At 69.7% G+C, this 17272-nt stretch carries 19 protein-coding genes; 13 read left to right on the forward strand and 6 right to left on the reverse strand.

Going from position 1 to position 17272, the window contains the following annotated elements; translation table 11 throughout:
* Positions 1-693, reverse strand: a complete 693-nt coding sequence (locus AB0H76_RS18300) for a pentapeptide repeat-containing protein (protein ID WP_357324786.1) — start codon at positions 691-693, stop codon at positions 1-3.
* Positions 694-703: 10 nt separating this feature from the next.
* Here AB0H76_RS18300 and AB0H76_RS18305 point away from each other — a divergent pair, with 10 nt between their 5' ends.
* Positions 704-1663 (forward strand): nitronate monooxygenase, encoded by a 960-nt coding sequence (locus tag AB0H76_RS18305; protein ID WP_357324789.1) that lies wholly within the window; start codon positions 704-706, stop codon positions 1661-1663.
* A gap of 17 nt (positions 1664-1680) precedes the next feature.
* Here the strand turns inward: AB0H76_RS18305 and AB0H76_RS18310 are convergent, their stop codons facing one another.
* Complete coding sequence (locus AB0H76_RS18310) at positions 1681-2616, reverse strand: alpha/beta hydrolase (protein WP_357324792.1); 936 nt, start codon at positions 2614-2616, stop codon at positions 1681-1683.
* Between the two features lie 121 nt (positions 2617-2737).
* On the opposite strand from AB0H76_RS18310, the gene AB0H76_RS18315 reads away from it, so the two are divergent.
* The 4 genes from AB0H76_RS18315 (at position 2738) to AB0H76_RS18330 (ending at position 6978) form a co-directional block, all read left to right on the forward strand.
* Positions 2738-3058 carry a helix-turn-helix domain-containing protein gene (locus AB0H76_RS18315; RefSeq protein ID WP_357324795.1) on the forward strand — a complete coding sequence of 107 codons (321 nt, stop codon included), beginning with the start codon at positions 2738-2740 and terminating at the stop codon, positions 3056-3058.
* Between the two features lie 100 nt (positions 3059-3158).
* Positions 3159-4130 carry an aldo/keto reductase gene (locus AB0H76_RS18320; protein ID WP_357324798.1) on the forward strand — a complete coding sequence of 324 codons (972 nt, stop codon included), beginning with the start codon at positions 3159-3161 and terminating at the stop codon, positions 4128-4130.
* A 441-nt stretch (positions 4131-4571) separates the two neighbouring features.
* The gene (gene mshC / locus AB0H76_RS18325; protein ID WP_357324802.1) at positions 4572-5810 is read left to right on the forward strand and encodes a cysteine--1-D-myo-inosityl 2-amino-2-deoxy-alpha-D-glucopyranoside ligase; all 1239 of its coding nucleotides are present in this window, start codon (positions 4572-4574) and stop codon (positions 5808-5810) included.
* Between the two features lie 67 nt (positions 5811-5877).
* Positions 5878-6978 (forward strand): MBL fold metallo-hydrolase, encoded by a 1101-nt coding sequence (locus AB0H76_RS18330; protein ID WP_357324805.1) that lies wholly within the window; start codon positions 5878-5880, stop codon positions 6976-6978.
* A gap of 15 nt (positions 6979-6993) precedes the next feature.
* Here AB0H76_RS18330 and AB0H76_RS18335 read toward each other — a convergent pair whose 3' ends face one another.
* A complete protein-coding gene (locus tag AB0H76_RS18335) occupies positions 6994-7548 on the reverse strand; it encodes a TetR family transcriptional regulator (protein ID WP_357324808.1) in 555 nt (184 codons plus the stop codon).
* 65 nt (positions 7549-7613) lie between these two features.
* Positions 7614-8102, reverse strand: coding sequence for a hypothetical protein (locus tag AB0H76_RS18340; protein WP_357324810.1), 489 nt, complete (start codon positions 8100-8102; stop codon positions 7614-7616).
* A gap of 213 nt (positions 8103-8315) precedes the next feature.
* On the opposite strand from AB0H76_RS18340, the gene ligD reads away from it, so the two are divergent.
* On the forward strand, positions 8316-9266 hold the full coding sequence (gene ligD, locus AB0H76_RS18345; protein WP_357326238.1) for a non-homologous end-joining DNA ligase: 951 nt from the start codon (positions 8316-8318) through the stop codon (positions 9264-9266).
* A 14-nt stretch (positions 9267-9280) separates the two neighbouring features.
* On the opposite strand, the gene AB0H76_RS18350 is transcribed toward ligD, so the two are convergent.
* Together AB0H76_RS18350 and sigJ are read right to left on the reverse strand one after the other, a co-directional pair.
* Entirely contained in the window at positions 9281-10117 is an 837-nt protein-coding gene (locus AB0H76_RS18350) for an SDR family NAD(P)-dependent oxidoreductase (RefSeq protein ID WP_357324813.1), read from the reverse strand.
* Positions 10118-10414: 297 nt separating this feature from the next.
* On the reverse strand, positions 10415-11302 hold the full coding sequence (sigJ, locus tag AB0H76_RS18355; RefSeq protein WP_357324816.1) for an RNA polymerase sigma factor SigJ: 888 nt from the start codon (positions 11300-11302) through the stop codon (positions 10415-10417).
* Between the two features lie 136 nt (positions 11303-11438).
* Here sigJ and AB0H76_RS18360 point away from each other — a divergent pair, with 136 nt between their 5' ends.
* The 7 genes from AB0H76_RS18360 to AB0H76_RS18390 all read left to right on the forward strand — a co-directional run bounded on the left by AB0H76_RS18360 (position 11439) and on the right by AB0H76_RS18390 (position 17089).
* Complete coding sequence (locus AB0H76_RS18360) at positions 11439-12023, forward strand: NAD(P)H-dependent oxidoreductase (RefSeq protein WP_357324819.1); 585 nt, start codon at positions 11439-11441, stop codon at positions 12021-12023.
* Positions 12023-12460: a nuclear transport factor 2 family protein gene (locus AB0H76_RS18365; RefSeq protein ID WP_357324822.1), complete on the forward strand. Its 438-nt coding sequence runs from the start codon at positions 12023-12025 to the stop codon at positions 12458-12460. The genes AB0H76_RS18360 and AB0H76_RS18365 overlap by 1 nt, the downstream gene beginning before the upstream one ends.
* A gap of 139 nt (positions 12461-12599) precedes the next feature.
* On the forward strand, positions 12600-13436 hold the full coding sequence (locus AB0H76_RS18370; protein ID WP_357324825.1) for an ABC transporter permease subunit: 837 nt from the start codon (positions 12600-12602) through the stop codon (positions 13434-13436).
* Positions 13433-14155, forward strand: coding sequence for an ABC transporter ATP-binding protein (locus tag AB0H76_RS18375; RefSeq protein ID WP_357324828.1), 723 nt, complete (start codon positions 13433-13435; stop codon positions 14153-14155). Before AB0H76_RS18370 ends, AB0H76_RS18375 begins: the two co-directional genes overlap by 4 nt.
* A gap of 22 nt (positions 14156-14177) precedes the next feature.
* Positions 14178-15161: an ABC transporter substrate-binding protein gene (locus AB0H76_RS18380; protein WP_357324831.1), complete on the forward strand. Its 984-nt coding sequence runs from the start codon at positions 14178-14180 to the stop codon at positions 15159-15161.
* Positions 15158-16297: an LLM class flavin-dependent oxidoreductase gene (locus AB0H76_RS18385; protein WP_357324833.1), complete on the forward strand. Its 1140-nt coding sequence runs from the start codon at positions 15158-15160 to the stop codon at positions 16295-16297. Before AB0H76_RS18380 ends, AB0H76_RS18385 begins: the two co-directional genes overlap by 4 nt.
* A 351-nt stretch (positions 16298-16648) precedes the next feature.
* Positions 16649-17089, forward strand: coding sequence for a hypothetical protein (locus tag AB0H76_RS18390; RefSeq protein ID WP_357324836.1), 441 nt, complete (start codon positions 16649-16651; stop codon positions 17087-17089).
* The last annotated feature ends 183 nt before the right edge of the window (positions 17090-17272 follow it).

Consider the following 17272-nt stretch of genomic DNA (forward strand, 5'->3'; position numbering starts at 1 on the left):
TCAGTCGTCGCTGACGATGATCCCGGCCGCCTGCGCGAACGCCGGAGCCAGATCCATCAGCTGCCCGTAGTTGATGGTGGCGCCGCGCAGGGCATCCAGGCCGCTGGCGATATCGATCGTGCGGGCGCCGCGCAGGTCGACATTCTGCAACCGCGCCCGGTCCACGGCCAGGCGCAGCAGGGTCGAACCCGGGAAGCTGACCTGGCGCAGGGCGGCCTCGGCGAAATCCACGTCGCGCAGCACACAGTCGACGAACTCGACCTCGCGCAGCGTGCAGTTGCGGAAGTTGACCGATTCGAACTTGCAGCCCTCGAACCGGACCCGGCGCAGACCCGCGCTGACGATCTCCACACCCGACCAGGCGGAATCGATCAGTTCGGCGTCCTGCCAATCGGATTGACCGAGATTGGTGCCGACCATCCGCACCCCGCGCAGCCACACATCGGACAGCCGGGTGAAGCGCAGGCTGCCGCGCATGATGCTCACCTCGGTGAGCGCGGACTCGAGGAAACGCGAACCCCGGCAATCGGGTTCGTCGAATTCCCGGCCCGCCACGTGCACGTTGTCGTACTCCTCGTCGGACTCCAGCACACCGTCGAAGGGCGCCAGGCGGCGGGCATAGGGCAGGTCGACCAGAGCGCGGGACATGGCGTCGAGACTAATCGCCCCGGCGACCCGGTCGAGTCCTGCCATGATGGCGAGCATGGCGCTGTCGACCGCTTTCACGGAACTGTTCGGGGTGCGGCATCCGATCGCGCTGGCGCCCATGGGCGGATCGGCCGGCGGGGCGCTGGCGGCGGCGGTCAGCAACGGCGGCGGGCTCGGGCTGCTGGGCGCGGGCGCGCGCGGCCTGGACTGGGTGGGGCGGGAACTGCCGCTGCTCGCGGCCGGGACCGACCGGCCGTGGGGCGTCGGATTCCAGAGCTGGGCAGTCGAGCTCGCGACCGTCGAATGGGTGCTCGAGCGTGGTCCCGCGGCGGTGCTGCTCGCCTTTGGTGACGGGCGGCCCTTCGCCGAGGCGATCCGCGAGGCCGGGGTGCGGCTGATCGTGCAGGTGACCGATCTGGACGAACTCGCGCAGGCACTCGCGCTCGAACCGGACCTGATCGTCGCGCAAGGGACCGAAGCGGGCGGTCACGGGGCGCTGCACGGGCGTTCGCTGATGACGTTCCTGCCCGTGGCGGTGGACGCGGCGGCACCGATTCCGGTGCTGGCCGCCGGGGGGATCGCCGACGGGCGCGGGCTGGCCGCCGCGCTGGCCCTGGGCGCGGCCGGGGCGCTGCTGGGCACGCGCTTCCAGGCGACCGCCGAATCGCTGGCGGAGCCGATGGTGAAGGAGGCGATCGTGCGGGGCCGCGGGGAGCAGACCGAACGGAATCGGATCATCGACATCGCCAGCGGATCGCGGTGGCCGGACCGGTATTCCGCGCGCACGCTCGGGCATCCGTACCTCGATCGCTGGCGCGGGCGGGAAGCGGAATTGGCCGCCGACGCGGGGGCCGTGCAGGAGTACGTGGCGGGGGTGGCCAGTGGGGAGTTGCCGTCGCCGGTGTGGGCGGGGGAGTCGGTGGACCTGATCGCCGACCTGCCCGGGGCGCAGGGGCTGGTCGGGCGGATCACGGCGGAGGCCGAAAGGGCGCTCGGGGGCGCGGGGCGGCGCTGAGGTGGCCCCGGTCGGGATCAGTCGAGGAACTCTACGAGGGCCTCGATCACCGCAGCGGGTTGTTCCTCGGGGATGTAGTGCCCGCACCCGGCGATCTCGACGACCCGCACGTCGGTTCCCTTGGTGGGCATCAGGTTTCGCAGGTATTCGTAGTTGCTCTCGTCCCCGCCGAGGGCGAGGAGCGGGGCGGTGACGCGGTCGTAGTCCTGCTCGTCGGTGATGTCCTGGCCGAAGGTGCGGTACCAGCCGTTTCCGGCGCGGATGGCGTCGGGCGTGGCGTAGGCGCGGGCGTAGACCCGGCGGGAGTGCTCGTCGATGGTGTTCGGGTCCTTGGCCTGGCGGGTGAAGAGCCAGTCGATCAGCAGGCGGATCCGGCCGTCGCCGAGCAGGAGTTCGGGGAGGTCCTGGACCTGGTTGAACGCGAACCACCACAGGTAGGAGCGGGCGCCGGACTCGATCACCGAGTCCACGTGCTGATCGGATTCGGGGAGCAGCCCGAACTGCTGCCAGCCCGCGTCGGGGTGCGGCACGTCCAGTAGCGCGATCTTGTCGGTGGCCTCGGGGTAGTTCGCCGCGTAGGCGTAAGCGACCATCGCGCCGATGTCGTGGCCGGCGATGCTGACCGACTCCAGGCCCAAATGGGTGATCAGGGCGTGGATGTCGGCGGCCATGGTCTTCTTGTCGTAGCCCGCCGCGGGCTTGCTCGATCCGCCCATGCCGCGCAGGTCGACCGCGATCACCCGGTAGCGCCGCGCCAGCGCGGGCATCACCTTGTTCCACTGCCACCACGTCTGCGGCCAGCCGCCCAGCAGCAACAGCGGTGCGCCCGCGCCACCGTCGACGTAGTGCAGTCGCACATCGTTGACCTCGGCGACCCGGCTGCGGAACCCGCCCTCCAGTGCCGCGGCCAGCGCCTCGTCGGACAGCGTCTCGGGTGCAGTGGTGCTGGTCATGGTGATTCCCTCGCTCGATGGTTCGACCGTACGAATTTCTCGTACATTTGACGATACGAGATGTTCGTACAATCGGGTGCGGGTGTCAAATCACTGTACGAAGATTGCGTATTATGAGGGCATGGCCGACCTGTACCACCCCGACGCCGCCGCGATCCGTCTCGTCGACGTCCTCGCCGCGCTCGGGCACCCGGTCCGCCTGGAGATCATCCACGCCCTGGCCGGCGGCGAGGAACGATTCTGTGGCGAAATCCTGCCCGCCGCACCGAAATCCAGTCTCACCCACCACTGGCGGGCCCTGCGCGAAGCCGGTGTCATCAACCAGCGCCGCGTCGGCCGCAAGTTCTACCTCACCCTGCGCCGCGCCGACCTCGACACCCGTTTCCCCGGCCTGCTCGACCTCGCCTTCGCCGAACCCGCCCGGGGCGACGCGCCCGAGTAGGTCGGCCGCGGCGCAGTTCGCTCGGCGATCGGCCGTGCGTCCAGAGGGTGGTAGTGCGAGGGTCTCCCTTGGGCGGTCGGGTATCCCGCAAACTGGGCGCATGCGATATCGACTCTTCGGTACGACCGGGCTGCGGGTCTCGGAAATCATTCTGGGCACTATGGGATTTCGTGATCCCGACGCCGCCCGCGCACTGCTCGAGGCCTACGCCGAAGCCGGTGGGAACGTGCTCGACACCGCGTCGGCCTATGGGAGCAGCGAGGAGGTGCTCGGTGAGATCATCGATCGCCGTGATCGGTTCGTGCTCGGCAGCAAATACACGCTGACCCGTGACGCCGCCGACCCGAACGCGGCGGGTAATCATCGCAAGAACCTGACGTTGTCGCTGGAGCGGAGTCTGCGGCGGTTACGCACCGACTATCTCGACATCTACTGGGTGCACGTGTGGGATCGGCACACCCCGCTGGAAGAGACGATGCGCGCGCTCGACGACGCGGTCCGGTCGGGGAAGGTGCTCTACCTCGGGGTGTCGGACGCGCCCGCCTGGGTGGTCGCCCGAGCCAACACCTTGGCCGAATGGCGTGGCTGGACGCCGTTCTCGGGTTTGCAGGTGCCCTACAACCTGCTCTCCCGCGACGTCGAACGGGAACTGCTGCCGATGGCCGAAACCCTCGGTCTGAGCGTCACCGCGTGGGCTCCGCTGGCCGCGGGGAAACTCACCGCAACCGCAGACAGTCAGCGGGTGGACCCGGCGGAGCTCACCGGCACCGAACGGGCTATGGCCGCCGCGGTCGCCGAGGTCGCCGCGGAACTGGGTGCGAGCCCGGCCCAGGTCGCCCTCGCCTGGACCCGGCACCACTCGCCCACGGTCCTGCCGATCATCGGCCCGCGCACCGTCGAGCAACTACGCGACAACCTCGGCGCGTGCGCTCTGCCCCTGCCCGACGCCGCGATCACCGCGCTGGAATCGGCGGCCCCGTTCCAGCGTGGCTTTCCCGCCGACTTCCTCGCCGAGTGCGATGCCTCGGAGTTCGTCTACGGGGCCGCGGCCGACGCTGTGCGTGGCCGCTGACCCGGAGTCTTCGATAGCGGCCGTTGTCATCGGCGCGGCGGCGAAGACGATGGCACGTGACCGGCGTGCACCCGCAACCGGTTGGTGACCAGGCAGCAACCCGCACTCCGGTGTCGAAGCGTCCCGGGCCGCGGGCGCATCGGGGATCCGGGTCGGAGGGCGGATCGGGCGTCGGGCAGAATGCGTGCCGAGGGCCGGAGCGTGATTCCCGCCACGCGGTTTTGCCGGAGCCGAGATACCGGTTCGGAGCTGCGGCGCGATCGTTCTGAACCCCGCGATTGGCGCGCGAGCCCCGTTTCAGTGCATTCCGCGTGAGCGAAAACGTTGACATTCGCCGAGTGCCCGATTTGCGCAGCTCCGCGGGCTCGGATGCGGGGGTCGTCAGGGGTGCTGGACCGGCCCGGGACGCGGCGGACTCGACCACACCTTTACCCTCGAATCATGCAGTCCTGGTCCGATACCGCCCTACCCACCGTGCCCGGAGCAGGGCCGCCGCTGCGGTTGTACGACACCGCCGACCGGCAGGTGCGACCGGTCACCCCGGGCCCCACCGCCACCATGTACGTCTGCGGCATCACGCCCTACGACGCCACCCACCTGGGCCACGCCGCCACCTATCTGACCTTCGACCTGGTCAATCGGTTGTGGCGCGACGCCGGCCACGAGGTGCACTACGTGCAGAACGTGACCGACGTCGACGACCCGCTGTTCGAGCGGGCCGAACGCGACGGCTTGGACTGGCGGGACCTGGGCACCCGCGAGATCAACCTGTTCCGGGAGGACATGACCGCGCTGCGGATCGTGCCCCCGCGCGAGTACATCGGCGCCATCGAATCGGTGGACGAGGTCGTGGAGTTGGTGGAGAAGCTGCTCGCCGCCGGCGCCGCCTACACCGTCGAGGACGCCGAGTACCCCGACATCTACTTCCGTGCCGACGCCACCGAGCAGTTCGGCTACGAATCCGGCTACGACCGGGCGACCATGGAGCGTTTCTTCGCCGAGCGCGGCGGCGACCCGGATCGTCCCGGCAAGCGCGACACCATCGACGCGCTGCTGTGGCGCGCGGCCCGCCCGGGTGAACCGTCGTGGCCCTCGCCCTTCGGTGCCGGCCGCCCCGGCTGGCACATCGAGTGTGCGGCGATCGCGCTGAACCGGCTCGGCCCGGAATTCGATATCCAGGGTGGCGGCAGCGACCTGATCTACCCGCATCACGAGTACTCCGCCGCGCACGCCGAAGCCCTCGGTGACACCCGCCGCTTCGCCCGCCATTACGTCCACGCCGGTTTGATCGGGCTGGACGGGGAGAAGATGTCGAAGTCCAAGGGCAATCTGGTTCTGGTCTCCAAGCTGCGCCGCGCCGGCACCGACCCGGCCGCCATCCGCCTGGGCCTGCTCGCCGGGCACTACCGCACCGATCGCATGTGGACCGAGGAGGTCCTCGCCGACGCCGAACGCCGTCTGGACCTGTGGCGGCGCGCGACCGCCCTGGCTTCGGGCCCCTCGGCCACCGACACCCTGGCCCGCCTGCGCCAGCATCTGGCCGACGACCTGGATACCCCCAAAGCCCTGGCGGCCGTGGACAACTGGGCTGATCAGGCCCTGGCCTACGGCGGCCCGGACCAGGACGCTCCGGCGCTGATCCGTACCGCTGTCGACGCGCTGCTCGGTCTGCAACTCTGACCGCGGGCATCGGCGGGGCGGCCGATAGCCCCTTGTCGCCGAACAGGATTCGTGATGGGCTGCACGGATGTGCAATCTTGATCCGCGGCGGTTGATCGGACGGCGCAGCGTGCTGGGTGGGGCGCTGGGAGCCGGGGTGCTGCTGGCGGCGGGGCGATTGCGGGCCGCGGCCGAGGTGGGCGACGAGCCGATGATCGCGGCGCGGCGGCGGTTCTTCGGGGCGGAGAATGTCGACGGCGCGACCGGGGCGGTGCGGGCGGATCGGGTAGTGCTGTCGTGGGTGGGGTGCGCGACCTATGCGATGGCGTTCGCCGGGACGGTGGTGCTGCTCGACGCGTGGGCGCCGCGGCTGACCAGTGCGGGATACAGTCCGGCCACAGCGCAGGATCTGGCCGATCTGCGGCCGGAGGCGATCGTCATCGGGCACGGGCATTTCGATCACGCGGGCGACGCGGGGCGGATCGCGCAGGCCTGCGGTGCGGTGGTGTACGGGACCGCCGAGCACGGTGCGGCGATCCGGGCCCAGGTGCCGGGGGCGACGTTCGCGACGGTGGCGCTCGGGGACGCGAGCACACCGATCGGGCAGCGCCACGATTTCACCCTGGGCGCGCTCGAGGTGACCGCGGTGCGCCATATTCATTCGGGGCCGACCGCGCCGGATCGCGACGACCCGTCCGCGCCGTTCTTCCCGCCGCCGGACCTGTGCGCGCTGGTTCAGCATCCGCCGTCGCTCGAGGGTGTGGTGCACAATCTGACGCGGCTCGCCGACGCCGAGAACGGTGTGCTGCTGTATCAATTCCGGGTGCCGGGGTTCGCGCTGGTGTGGCACGATTCGGCGGGTCCGCTCGTCGACCGGGCGCCGCAGGTGCTCGATGTCCTGGCCGGGCTGCCCCGCACCGATCTGCACATCGGCACCATCCAGGGCTTCAATCAGCTCACCAACGGCCTGCGTGACCCCCGCACCTACATCGAGGCGCTGCGCCCTGCGCTGTTCGTCCCGACCCATCACGACAACTGGCTGCCCGGCATCACCTCGAGCGCGGCCGCCTACGACCCGCCGTTGCTGGCCGAACTGGACCGCCTACCCGCGGGCAGCCGCCCAGAATTGCGCTCACTGCACGATCCCGCCGATTATCTGGCCCCGGGCCGGTTGACCTTCTCGCTGTAGCAGGGCCGCCGGCGCTCACACGAGGCGACGCACGGCTTCGACGATCGCGCGGCGGCGGTCGTCGGCGCTCTCTGCCTCGGTCGCCGCGGGCATGCTGGTGACGTTGCTCGGGTTCCACGCAAGAGCGATGCCGAGAACGAAGGTCAGCAGCGCCGCGGGGGAGAAGCCGGAGCCCGGACCGCCCTCCTTCCGCGACGCGGCAAGCGCTGCCAGCTTCGCCTCGCGCGCCGGCGACGCGGCGGCCGGGTCCCGATCGGCACGCTCCAGGCGGTGCCAGGTGGCCAGGCGGATGACCTCGGGATGCTGCTGGCAGTAGTCGAAGATCTGCCCCGCGTATTCGGGGAGGTTGTCGGGGGTGAACGGGACCGAGTCCAGGCCGTGGGTGACGTGGGCGTCGAGGACCGCGTCGAAGAGTTGTTCTTTGCTGCAGAAATAGACGTAGATGAGGTTCTTGTTGGCCGCCGCTGTCTTGGCGATCCGGTCCACCCGGGCGCCGGCGATTCCGTAGGTCGCGAATTCGTCGGCGGCGGCCTGCAGGATGCGAGCCTTGGTGGCGTCAGCTCGGGACATAGGGCCAGCGTAATTGGGACCAACTAGTTAGTTGCGCGCTGCTGGTCGCCTGCCGGTCGGCCGTGTCAGCCGATCCCGAAGACGGCGAAGGCCGCATCGGCCGCGAACAGCAGGACCGTGCACCACAGGGCGATCCCGGTCATCAGCGCGCGGATCAGCCGCCAGCGGGGAATGCCCAGCGCGGCACCGAGCAGGGCTGAGCCCCAGGTGCCGAACAGAGCGGGGCCCGCGATGCCGAAGCCCACCACGCCGTACCGGTCGAGGACTCGCCGTGCCCGTCGCCCCGCGCCGCCGGAGAGGCGAGCGTCGGCAGCCGGAGCCTCGCCGAGAGCCGCACCGGCTGGTACGGCGGCCGGATTCCGGCGGGCCCGCCAGGATTTCCAGTGCCGCCGGACGCGTTCCATGGCGAACACCGCGAAGACGACACAGCACGTTGCCCCCAGCAGCACCGCCAACAGCGCGACCGGCCCGGGCAGGGCGAGCGAGAGGCCGATGGGGACCGCGGGGGTGCCGAGTGCGAAGCCCGCGAGCAGGGTCCAAACGAATCGCCCCATACGAATTCCCTTCGGCGGCACCGTGCGCGCCGTTGAGCAGTTCCAAGGACGCAGTTAACTAACTGGTTAGTATAGTTCCGCCGGACGCTCGGCGCTCCACGGTGAGCGCGTTGCCGATCGGCCCGCACCACCGTTGTCGAACCGTGTCTGAAACACCCGCGCATCAGAGTTTGCTGAACATACGCTGACGCGGTGGCATCGGTACCGTCTCCCATGCTGGCGACCGCGGGGCGGCCGCCGGATGAGCCGGATCGGTGGGCGATCGAGATGAAGTGGGACGGTATCCGCGCCCTGGTCGAGTGCGACGGGACGCGGTGCCGGTTGTTCAGTCGCAACGGCCGCGATATCAGCGGGTCGTTTCCGGAGCTCACCGCGCAATTGCTGACCCTGGCCGACGGTCGTTCGCTGCTGATCGACGGGGAGATCACCGCACCCGAACCGGCGTCGGGCGCACCCTCTTTCGCGCGCCTGCAACGCCGGATGCATGTGCTCGAACCGTCGGCGGCACTGCGCCGGGACGTACCGGTCGAATACTTCGCTTTCGATTTGCTGGAACTCGAAGGAGAGTCGCTGATGAGCTTGCCGTATCAGGAACGCCGCGACCGTCTGGCCGACCTCGAGTTCGAAGCGCCGGGCATTCGCGCGTCCCCGTACTGGGTCGACGTCGACGCCGAGACGATGCTGGCGCTGGCCCACGAGCATCACCTCGAAGGCATCGTCAGCAAACTGCTCACCTCGCCGTATCGTCCCGGCACCCGCTCGCCGGCCTGGATCAAGACCCCGTTCCGCCGCACCACCGAGGCCGTCGTCGCGGGCTGGCTGCCCGGCAGCGGACGCCTCACCACGATGTTCGGGTCGCTGGTGCTCGGCGCCTACGACGCGGCCGGTCACCTGGTCCACATCGGCAACGTCGGCACCGGCTGGACCATGCCCGCCCGCCGCGCCCTGCAAGCCGAACTCGACCGGATCGCCCGCACCGACAGCCCCTTCGACCTACCCGCCCCGGCCGCACTGACCCGCACCGCGCACTGGGTCGAACCGGTCATCGTCGCGGACGTGGAGTATCGCGAGGCCAGCACCGAGGGGCTGCGGCATCCGAGCTGGCGTGGGGTGCGGGTGGACAAGTCCCCGCGCGAGGTGACGGTGCCGAAGGCCAACGGCTAGGAGCTCGCTGGACCTCAGCGTGGTGTACCGAACGATTCCAGCATCGCCTCGGTCCGGTCGCGGGCGGCGCGGGCCATGTCGGGGTGTGTGGTCGCATACAGCGTCCCGGACTCGACGGCGTCCAGGATGATTTCGGCTGCCCGGGCCGGTGGGAGGGTTTGCTCGGCCATCTCGGCGATCACCGCCATCATGGGTGCCAGTTTTTCCTTGATCTCCGCCGGTAGAACCTCCGGTGGCGCGTCGGCGGACGGGTCGGCGAGTTGGGCCAGGCCGCGGAACATCTGGGTGTCCACCGGGCCCGGGCAGATGACCGTGACCCCGACTCCGGGCGCGAGCAGCTCCAGTTCGCCCCGCAGCGACTCCGAGATCGAGACGATCGCCGCCTTGCTGGCCGCGTAGGGCGCACCGAACAGGCCCACCGTCAGTCCGGACAGGGACGCGATGTTGACCAGATGGCCGTGCCCCGCGGCGATCAGGTGGGGAGTGAACACATGCACGCCGTTCACCACCCCGCCCACGTTGACGGCCCACAGCCGGTTCCAGGCAACCGGGTCGATCTCCCAGCTCGGACCTCCGGCGCTGATCCCCGCGTTGTTGATCACCAGGTCGATCCGGCCGAACACCTCGAGGGTGCGGGCGGCGAGCGCGCGGACCTGGTCGAGGTCGGCGACATCGGTGGGCACGGCGATCACCTGCGCACCCAGCGCGTCCGCCACCTGCTGCAACGCCGCGGCGTCGGTATCGGCGATCGCGACTCGCAGCCCGCGCGCCACGAGCGCTTCGGCGAGTGCCGCGCCGATCCCGCGTGCCGCGCCGGTGACGACGGCGACCTGTCCTGCTGCCAGTTCCATGAGTACTCCGTTCGGCCGGTCCACCCCGATGGTGGGTGCGGCATCCCTATCGTCGGGGGCCCTGTGTCAGCGGGCATCGGCCTGCGGTGTGAGCGCCACCCGTACCGGAGAGCTACCACGAGATGCTCTGTCCTAGAACCAGATTCGTGCCGACCCGCCGCTGCCTCCCGCCACCGCGCGATGACCGCCGCAACCGGGCACGGCCGTCACGACTGCCTGGCGAAAATCCTGTCGATCCCCTCGATTCACCGGTGAGCTGACCGCGCGCACGCCCGGCTGGCTGTCCCCGGCGGCCCGTCAGTCGGTCCAGGCCCGCAATTTCTCCGGGTTGCGGATCACCCAGATCCGCGAGATCCGGTCCTGGGCGATCTCGAAGGCATACACCGACACGATCGCGTCTCCGAGCCGGGCGACGAGGCCGGGCTGGCCGTTGACCACGCGTTCGAGCAGGGTGACCCGGGGTCCGCGGGCGGCGATCTCGAGCCAGGCGGCCACGATCCGGGCGCCGCCGATGATGGGGTCGCGGAAGGCGGGGGCCAGGCCGCCGCTGTCGGCGGTCGCGATGGCGGCGGGGTCGAGCAGGCGGGTCAGGGCGGTGATGTCGCGGGTTTCCCAGGCGGTTTTGAAGTCTCGGATCAGTTCGGCGGGCCGAGTGCTGGGCAGGGGGCGGGCGGTGTCGACGCGGCGGCGGGCGCTGGAGGCGAGCTGGCGGCAGGCCGCGGGGGTGCGACCGAGGATGTCGGCGATTTCGGCGAAGGAATAGCGGAAGACATCGTGCAGCACGAAGGCCACCCGTTCGGCGGGGGTCATGGCGTCGAGGATGACGAGGAAGGCCATGCTGAGCGACTCGTCGAGGGTGACCCGGTCGGCGGGGTTGGTGGGGGTGGGGCCGCCGAACCAGTCCGGGTGTCCGGGGACGGGTTCCGGAATCCATTCGCCCACATACTGTTCGCGGCGGGCGCGCGCGGAGCCGAGCAGGTCCAGGCAGATGCGCCCGGCGACGGTGGTCATCCAGGCGCCGGGGGTGCTCACCTCGCGGCGTTGCGGTTCGGTGAGCGCGTACCAGCGGGTGTAGGTCTCCTGCACGACGTCTTCGGCTTCGGCCAGGGAGCCCAGCAGCCGGTAGGCGAGGTTGATCAGCTGGCGGCGTTCGCCGATCACCGCGTCCAGGTGCGGATCGGTCATGGTGGTCGGCTCCTTCGCTGACGGTGTCTGTGCTCTACCGACGACGCAGCGTCCCGGAATGTCAGGCCTGACGTTTCCCGGGGCTGTGTCGTCGGACAGGTCGAGACACCCCTCCAGCAGAGCAGGAGCTTCGGAAATGATCAAAATCGGCATCATCGTGGGCAGTACCCGGCCCCATCGCAACGGCCCGCAGGTGGCGCGGTGGGTGCTGGAGTCGGCGGCCGCCCGCACGGAGGCGGAGTTCGAGCTGATCGACCTGCTCGAGCATCCGCTGCCGCATCTGCAGGAGGCGGTGGCGCCGATGTTCGGTCCGTCGGTCAACGCCCACACCCGCGCGTGGGCGCAGCGGGTCGCCCCGTTCGACGGGTTCGTCATCGTGACCCCGGAATACAACCACGGCATGCCCGGGGTGCTGAAGAACGCGATCGATCACGTGTTCGCGCAGTGGGCGGACAAGGCGGTCGGGTTCGTTTCCTACGGCGCCGGTGGCGGGGTGCGCGCGGTGGAGCAGCTGCGCCTGGTGTGCGGGGCGCTGGGGATGGCCGATGTCGGCCCGCAGGTGGTGATCTCGGTGCACACCGATTTCGAGAACTACACCACCTTCACCCCGCGTGAGCATCACGGTGTCGCGCTGGCTGCCCTGCTGGATCGGCTGCTGGCCTGGAGCGGTGCGCTGGCACCGGTGCGCGCCGAGCTCGCGACGTCCCCAGGAGCCCGGTAATGCCCGCACACGACACCGGCGAGCGCGAGTTGCGCGCCCAGCTCGACCGGATCGTGGAAGGTCTGCGCACGAAAGATCTCGATCTTCTGCGCGGGCTCTACCTGCCCGAGGTGGTGTCCTTCGATGTCGAAGCGCCGCTGCAGCACGTGGGAGTCGACGCCAAAATGGCCAACTGGGCCAAGGTGTTCGAGGTCTTCGACACCGTGTCCTACGAGTTCCGGGCGCTGCGGTTCACCCTCGGCGCGGAGGTGGCCTTCGGGCACGGATTCGGCCGTCTCGCGGGCACATTGCGCGCCGGGCCGGCGGTGGCGGGCATGTGGGTGCGGGCCACGTTCGGTTTCCGCAAGATCGACGGGGTGTGGCTGATCGCCCACGACCAGGTCTCGGTGCCGCTCGACATGGCCACCCGCACAGCGGTATTGGATCTGCGGCCCTGAAAACCCGAGACGACTCGCCGAGAGGATACCCATTTCTCGGCGGGTCGCCGCCATTCCGGTCACGGTGATTCGAAGGGTTCAGCTGCGCGAACACCGGCGGTGATACTGCCAGTCGCCCCGTATCCGTCCCAGGAGAACCATGACACTCGCGATCGGCTGGAAAGCCGACGACCGCCGGCGCACCGCCGACACGACCGCCCCCGCGCCCCGACGCACGCGCCACCTGCTCGCCGCCCCCTGGCTGCTGCGCTCGCTGACGCCGCTGGCGCTGCTGCTGGCCTGGCAGGTCGGGTCGCAGACCGGGGCGCTCTCCGAACGGATCCTGCCCGCGCCCTCGGTCATCCTGGACGCGGGCCTGGAGGTGTGGCGCAGCGGCGAACTGGGTGACGCGCTCGCGGTTTCCGGGCAGCGGGTGCTGTTCGGGTTCGTGCTGGGCGCCACCCTGGCGGTGCTGCTGGCGATCCTGGCCGCTTCCAGCCGGATCGGTGAGTACCTGGTCGATCCGCCCATGCAGATGCTGCGCACGGTGCCGCTGTTCGGGCTGATCCCGGTGTTCATCATCTGGTTCGGCATCGACGAGCAGCCCAAACTGTTCCTGATCGCCCTGGGTGTGGCGTTTCCGCTCTACCTCAACACCTATGCCGGTATTCGTCAGCTCGATCCGAAACTCGGTGAGCTGGCCCAGGTGCTGGGCTTGACCGCGTGGGAGAAGTTGCGCGACATCGTCTTTCCCGGCGCGCTGCCGGCGGTGCTGGTCGGGTTGCGCCAGAGCCTGGGCATCGCCTGGCTCTCGCTGATCGTGGCCGAGCAGATCAACGCCAGTGCGGGCCTGGGCTTCATCGTCAACAACGCGCGTGAATTCCTGCGCACCGACATCGTCATCTTCGGGCTGCTGGTCTACGGCGTGCTCGGCCTGCTCACCGACGCGCTGGTGCGCGGGGTGGAACGGCGCGCGCTGCGCTGGAGCAAGCGGTGAGCGCCCCGGCGACCGGGCGGCTGGCCCGGATCCGGGAGGTCGGCAAGAGTTTCGGTGCGCGCTCGGTGCTGGCGGGGGTGGATCTGGATCTGCGCCAAGGCGAGATCGTGGCCCTGGTCGGGCGCAGCGGGTCGGGCAAGTCGACGCTGCTGCGGGTGCTGGCGGGGTTGGCCGGGGAACACGAGGGCAGTGTCGAGATCGACGGCAGTGTCGCGGTCGCCTTCCAGGAGGCCCGGCTGGTGCCGTGGCTGAAGGTGGCCCGCAATGTCGCTCTCGGACTGCCCGATCGGCGTGGTCGCGCCAAGGGCGCCCAGCGCGCGCTCGCGGTCCTCGAGGAGGTGGGGCTGGGCGAGCGCGGTGACGCGTGGCCGGTCACGCTCTCGGGCGGGGAAGCCCAGCGGGCCGCCCTGGCGCGCGCGCTGGTCGCCGAACCCGCGCTGCTGCTGCTCGACGAACCCTTCGGCGCGCTGGACGCGCTGACCAAGATCGCCATGCACGACCTGCTGCTGCGGTTGTTCGCCGAGCACGGATTCGGTGTGCTGCTGGTGACCCACGATGTCGCCGAGGCGGTGACCCTGGCCGATCGGGTGCTCGTGCTCGACGAGGGCCGCATCGCCCACGAGATCGACATCCCCCTGGAACGTCCGCGTCGTCACGCGGGACCCGAAGGCGCCGTGTATGCGGCTCGCCTGCTCGAACTGCTCGGCGTCGAGCAGTAGATCTATTTCTGGAGATATCCCTGTGAAGAAGTTGTTCCGTTCGGCTGCCCTGACCCTGGCCGCCACCTTGTCGCTCGCGGTCACCGGCTGCGGCAGCGACGAGGCGCCGGTGGCCGATGGCACACCGGTCGACCTGAGCACCGTCACCCTCAAAGTCGGTGACCAGAAGGCGATCTCCATCGAGGTGCTGCTCAAGGCCTCCGGTCAGCTGGACAACCTGCCCTACAAGATCGAGTTCTCGACCTTCACCGCGGGCCTGCCGCTGGTGGAGGCGGCCAGCGCCGGTGGCATCGACATCGCCCAGACCGGCAACACCCCGCCGATCTTCGGCGCGGCCGCCAAGGCCGACATCAAGGTCGTCGGCGCGCTCGCGGCCACCGGCAAGGGCGATGCCATCCTGGTCGGCAAGGACTCCACCGTGAGTTCGGTCGCCGACCTCGAGGGCAAGCGCGTGGCGGTGTTCAAGGGCAGCTCGGCCAACGCGACACTGCTGCTGGCGCTGTCCAAGGCCGGACTGAGCCTCAAGGACATCGAACCGGTCTACCTGTCCCCGGGCGACGGCTACACCGCCCTCAAGCGCGGCGACGTGCAGGCCTGGGCGATCTGGGACCCCTACACCGCGATCGCCGAGCAGGAATCGGGCGCCAAGCAGATCGTCGCCGCCGACACCGTCGCCAACGGCAACAACTTCTGGGTCAGCGGCACCAAGGCGCTCGCTGACGCGGGCAAGGTCAAGGCCATCGAGGACTTCCTGCGCCGCTACGCCGCCGCGACCACCTGGTCGCAGAACAATGTCGCCGAGTGGAGCGCCAAGTACGCCGAACTCACCCAGATCAGCCCGGCCGCCGCGCAGGTCACCTGGACCCGCTCGATCAAGCAGCCCATCGCGCTGACCGACGCCATCGTGGCCTCCGAGCAGGAGATCGCCGACGCGTTCACCGAAGCCAAAGCCATTCCGGGCAAAGTCGATTTCGCCAAGTTCGTCGATCGGAGGTTCCAGCAGTGAGTTTGTCCTTCCATTGGTTCCTGCCCACCTACGGTGATTCCCGGGGGCTGGTCGCCGGCGGGCACGGCTCGTTCATGTCCGGCAACCGCCCGGCCAGCCTGCGCTATCTCAACCAGCTCACCGCCGCCGCCGAGGACAACGGCTTCGAGGGTGTGCTCACCCCGACCGGGGCCTGGTGTGAGGACGCGTGGCTGACCACCGCGATGCTGGTGGAAACCACCGAGACACTGAAGTTCCTGGTCGCGTTGCGGCCCGGACTGGTCTCGCCCACCCTGACCGCGCAGATGGCGGCCACCTATCAACGGCATTCGCGCGGGCGGCTGCTGCTCAATGTCGTCACCGGTGGTGAACCGCGTGAGCAGCAGGCCTACGGCGACTTCCTCGACAAGGAACAGCGCTACGCCCGCACCGGCGAATTCCTCGACGTGGTGCGGTCTTTGTGGACCAATACCGAACCGATCGACTTCGAGGGTGAGCACATCCGGGTGCGCCAAGCGCTGCTGAGCAGCCGGCCCGATCCGATCCCGCCGGTGTTCTTCGGCGGGTCCTCCCCGGCGGCGGGCCCGGTCGCGGCCCGCTACGCCGACACGTATCTGACCTGGGGTGAGCCCCTGGACGCGGTCGGCAAGAAACTGGACTGGATTCGCGGGCAGGCCGCCACGGCGGGCCGCGTTCTGGACTACGGACTGCGCATCCACGTCATCAGCCGCGACACCGCCGCCGAAGCGTGGGCCGAAGCCGACAAGCTGCTCGCCGGGATCGCGCCCGGGGAGATCGAACGCGTGCAGGCCTCGCTGGCCAACAGCGAATCCGAGGGGCAGCGCCGGATGGCGGCGTTGCACAACGGGCGCACCGACGGGCTCGAGATCGCCCCCAATTTGTGGGCCGGGGTCGGGCTGGTGCGCGGTGGCGCGGGCACGGCGCTGGTCGGCTCGCACGAGGAAGTGGCCGATCGGATCGCCGAGTACGCCGAGATCGGGATCGATCACTTCATCCTGTCCGGCTACCCGCATCTGGAGGAGTCGTACTGGTTCGGTGAGGGTGTGCTGCCGATCCTGGAGCGGCGTGGGTTGTGGTCGCATCCGAATCGGGGGGCCGCGGTGGCCGCGGGGACCCCGTTCGCGGCGAGCAGCTGAAGACAGTGCCGGGGCCGGATCGGCCCCGGCAGGCTCGGACTGTGCGGTAGGCAGGACCGCGCGCGCGGTTGACGGGAGCCGGCCGCCCTGGTCCGACCGTCTACGGCGGCGCGGTGACGCTGTCGGTCGGTATCGCGCTGGTGCTGATCAGCGGGGCTGGACGGTCCCGGGATCGGGCTATCGTCGTGAGGTGAAGAGCATCGGGCAGCATCCTTCCCCTGCCGCGGGCCGCTGTGCCCGCCCCGGCACGGCGGGGATGACGCCGTGACCACGGTGCGGCAGTTACGCAAAACGGCGCTCTCCCATCCGGAGTCGACCCTCCACACGAGTGCGGGCGGGACGGTTTTCGCCGTGCGTGACACGACGTTCGCGGCGCTGGACGTCGAGGGGCGGCTGGAGTTGTATTTCCCCGAGGTCGTCGCGCGCGAGATGCTGGCATCCCATCCCGAAGCGCAGGTTCGCCCGCACGGCCTGCGTATCGCGCTCACCGACCTCAACGGGCAGCAGTTGAACTACTGGGTCCGCCGGGCGTGGCTCGCCCGCGCCCCGAAAACTCTGGCACAGCAGGCGACCGCCGCCGAATCCGTCACTCCCGGGCAGGTGGGTGATCTTCCGAAGGCGATCGGACGCCCCGCCACCCAGGCGCTGGTCAACGCCGGAATCACCCACCTCGAACAGCTCACGCGGCGCACCCGGGCCGAGATCGCCGGGCTGCATGGTGTGGGGCCGAAAGCTGTGCGCGTTCTGAAGGAGACGCTCGCAGAGAGCGGGCAGTCCTTCCACTCCGAGTAGGTCGCCTCGGCAATACCCTGCTCGGCCGTAGTCAGCCGACTTTGCAGATCGTGCAATCAACAGGGATTTCCGCCGGTCGCGGCACACTTCGCGGGGAAATCGCACGGTCTGCACACATCTCCGGCCAGGTCGGGTGACCCTGACGCACTCGGTCCAGGTGAAGGGAAGGCCGGATCGTCCGGT

Origin of the sequence: Nocardia sp. NPDC050712 (genome assembly GCF_040654295.1) — a bacterium.
Taxonomy (GTDB): domain Bacteria; phylum Actinomycetota; class Actinomycetes; order Mycobacteriales; family Mycobacteriaceae; genus Nocardia.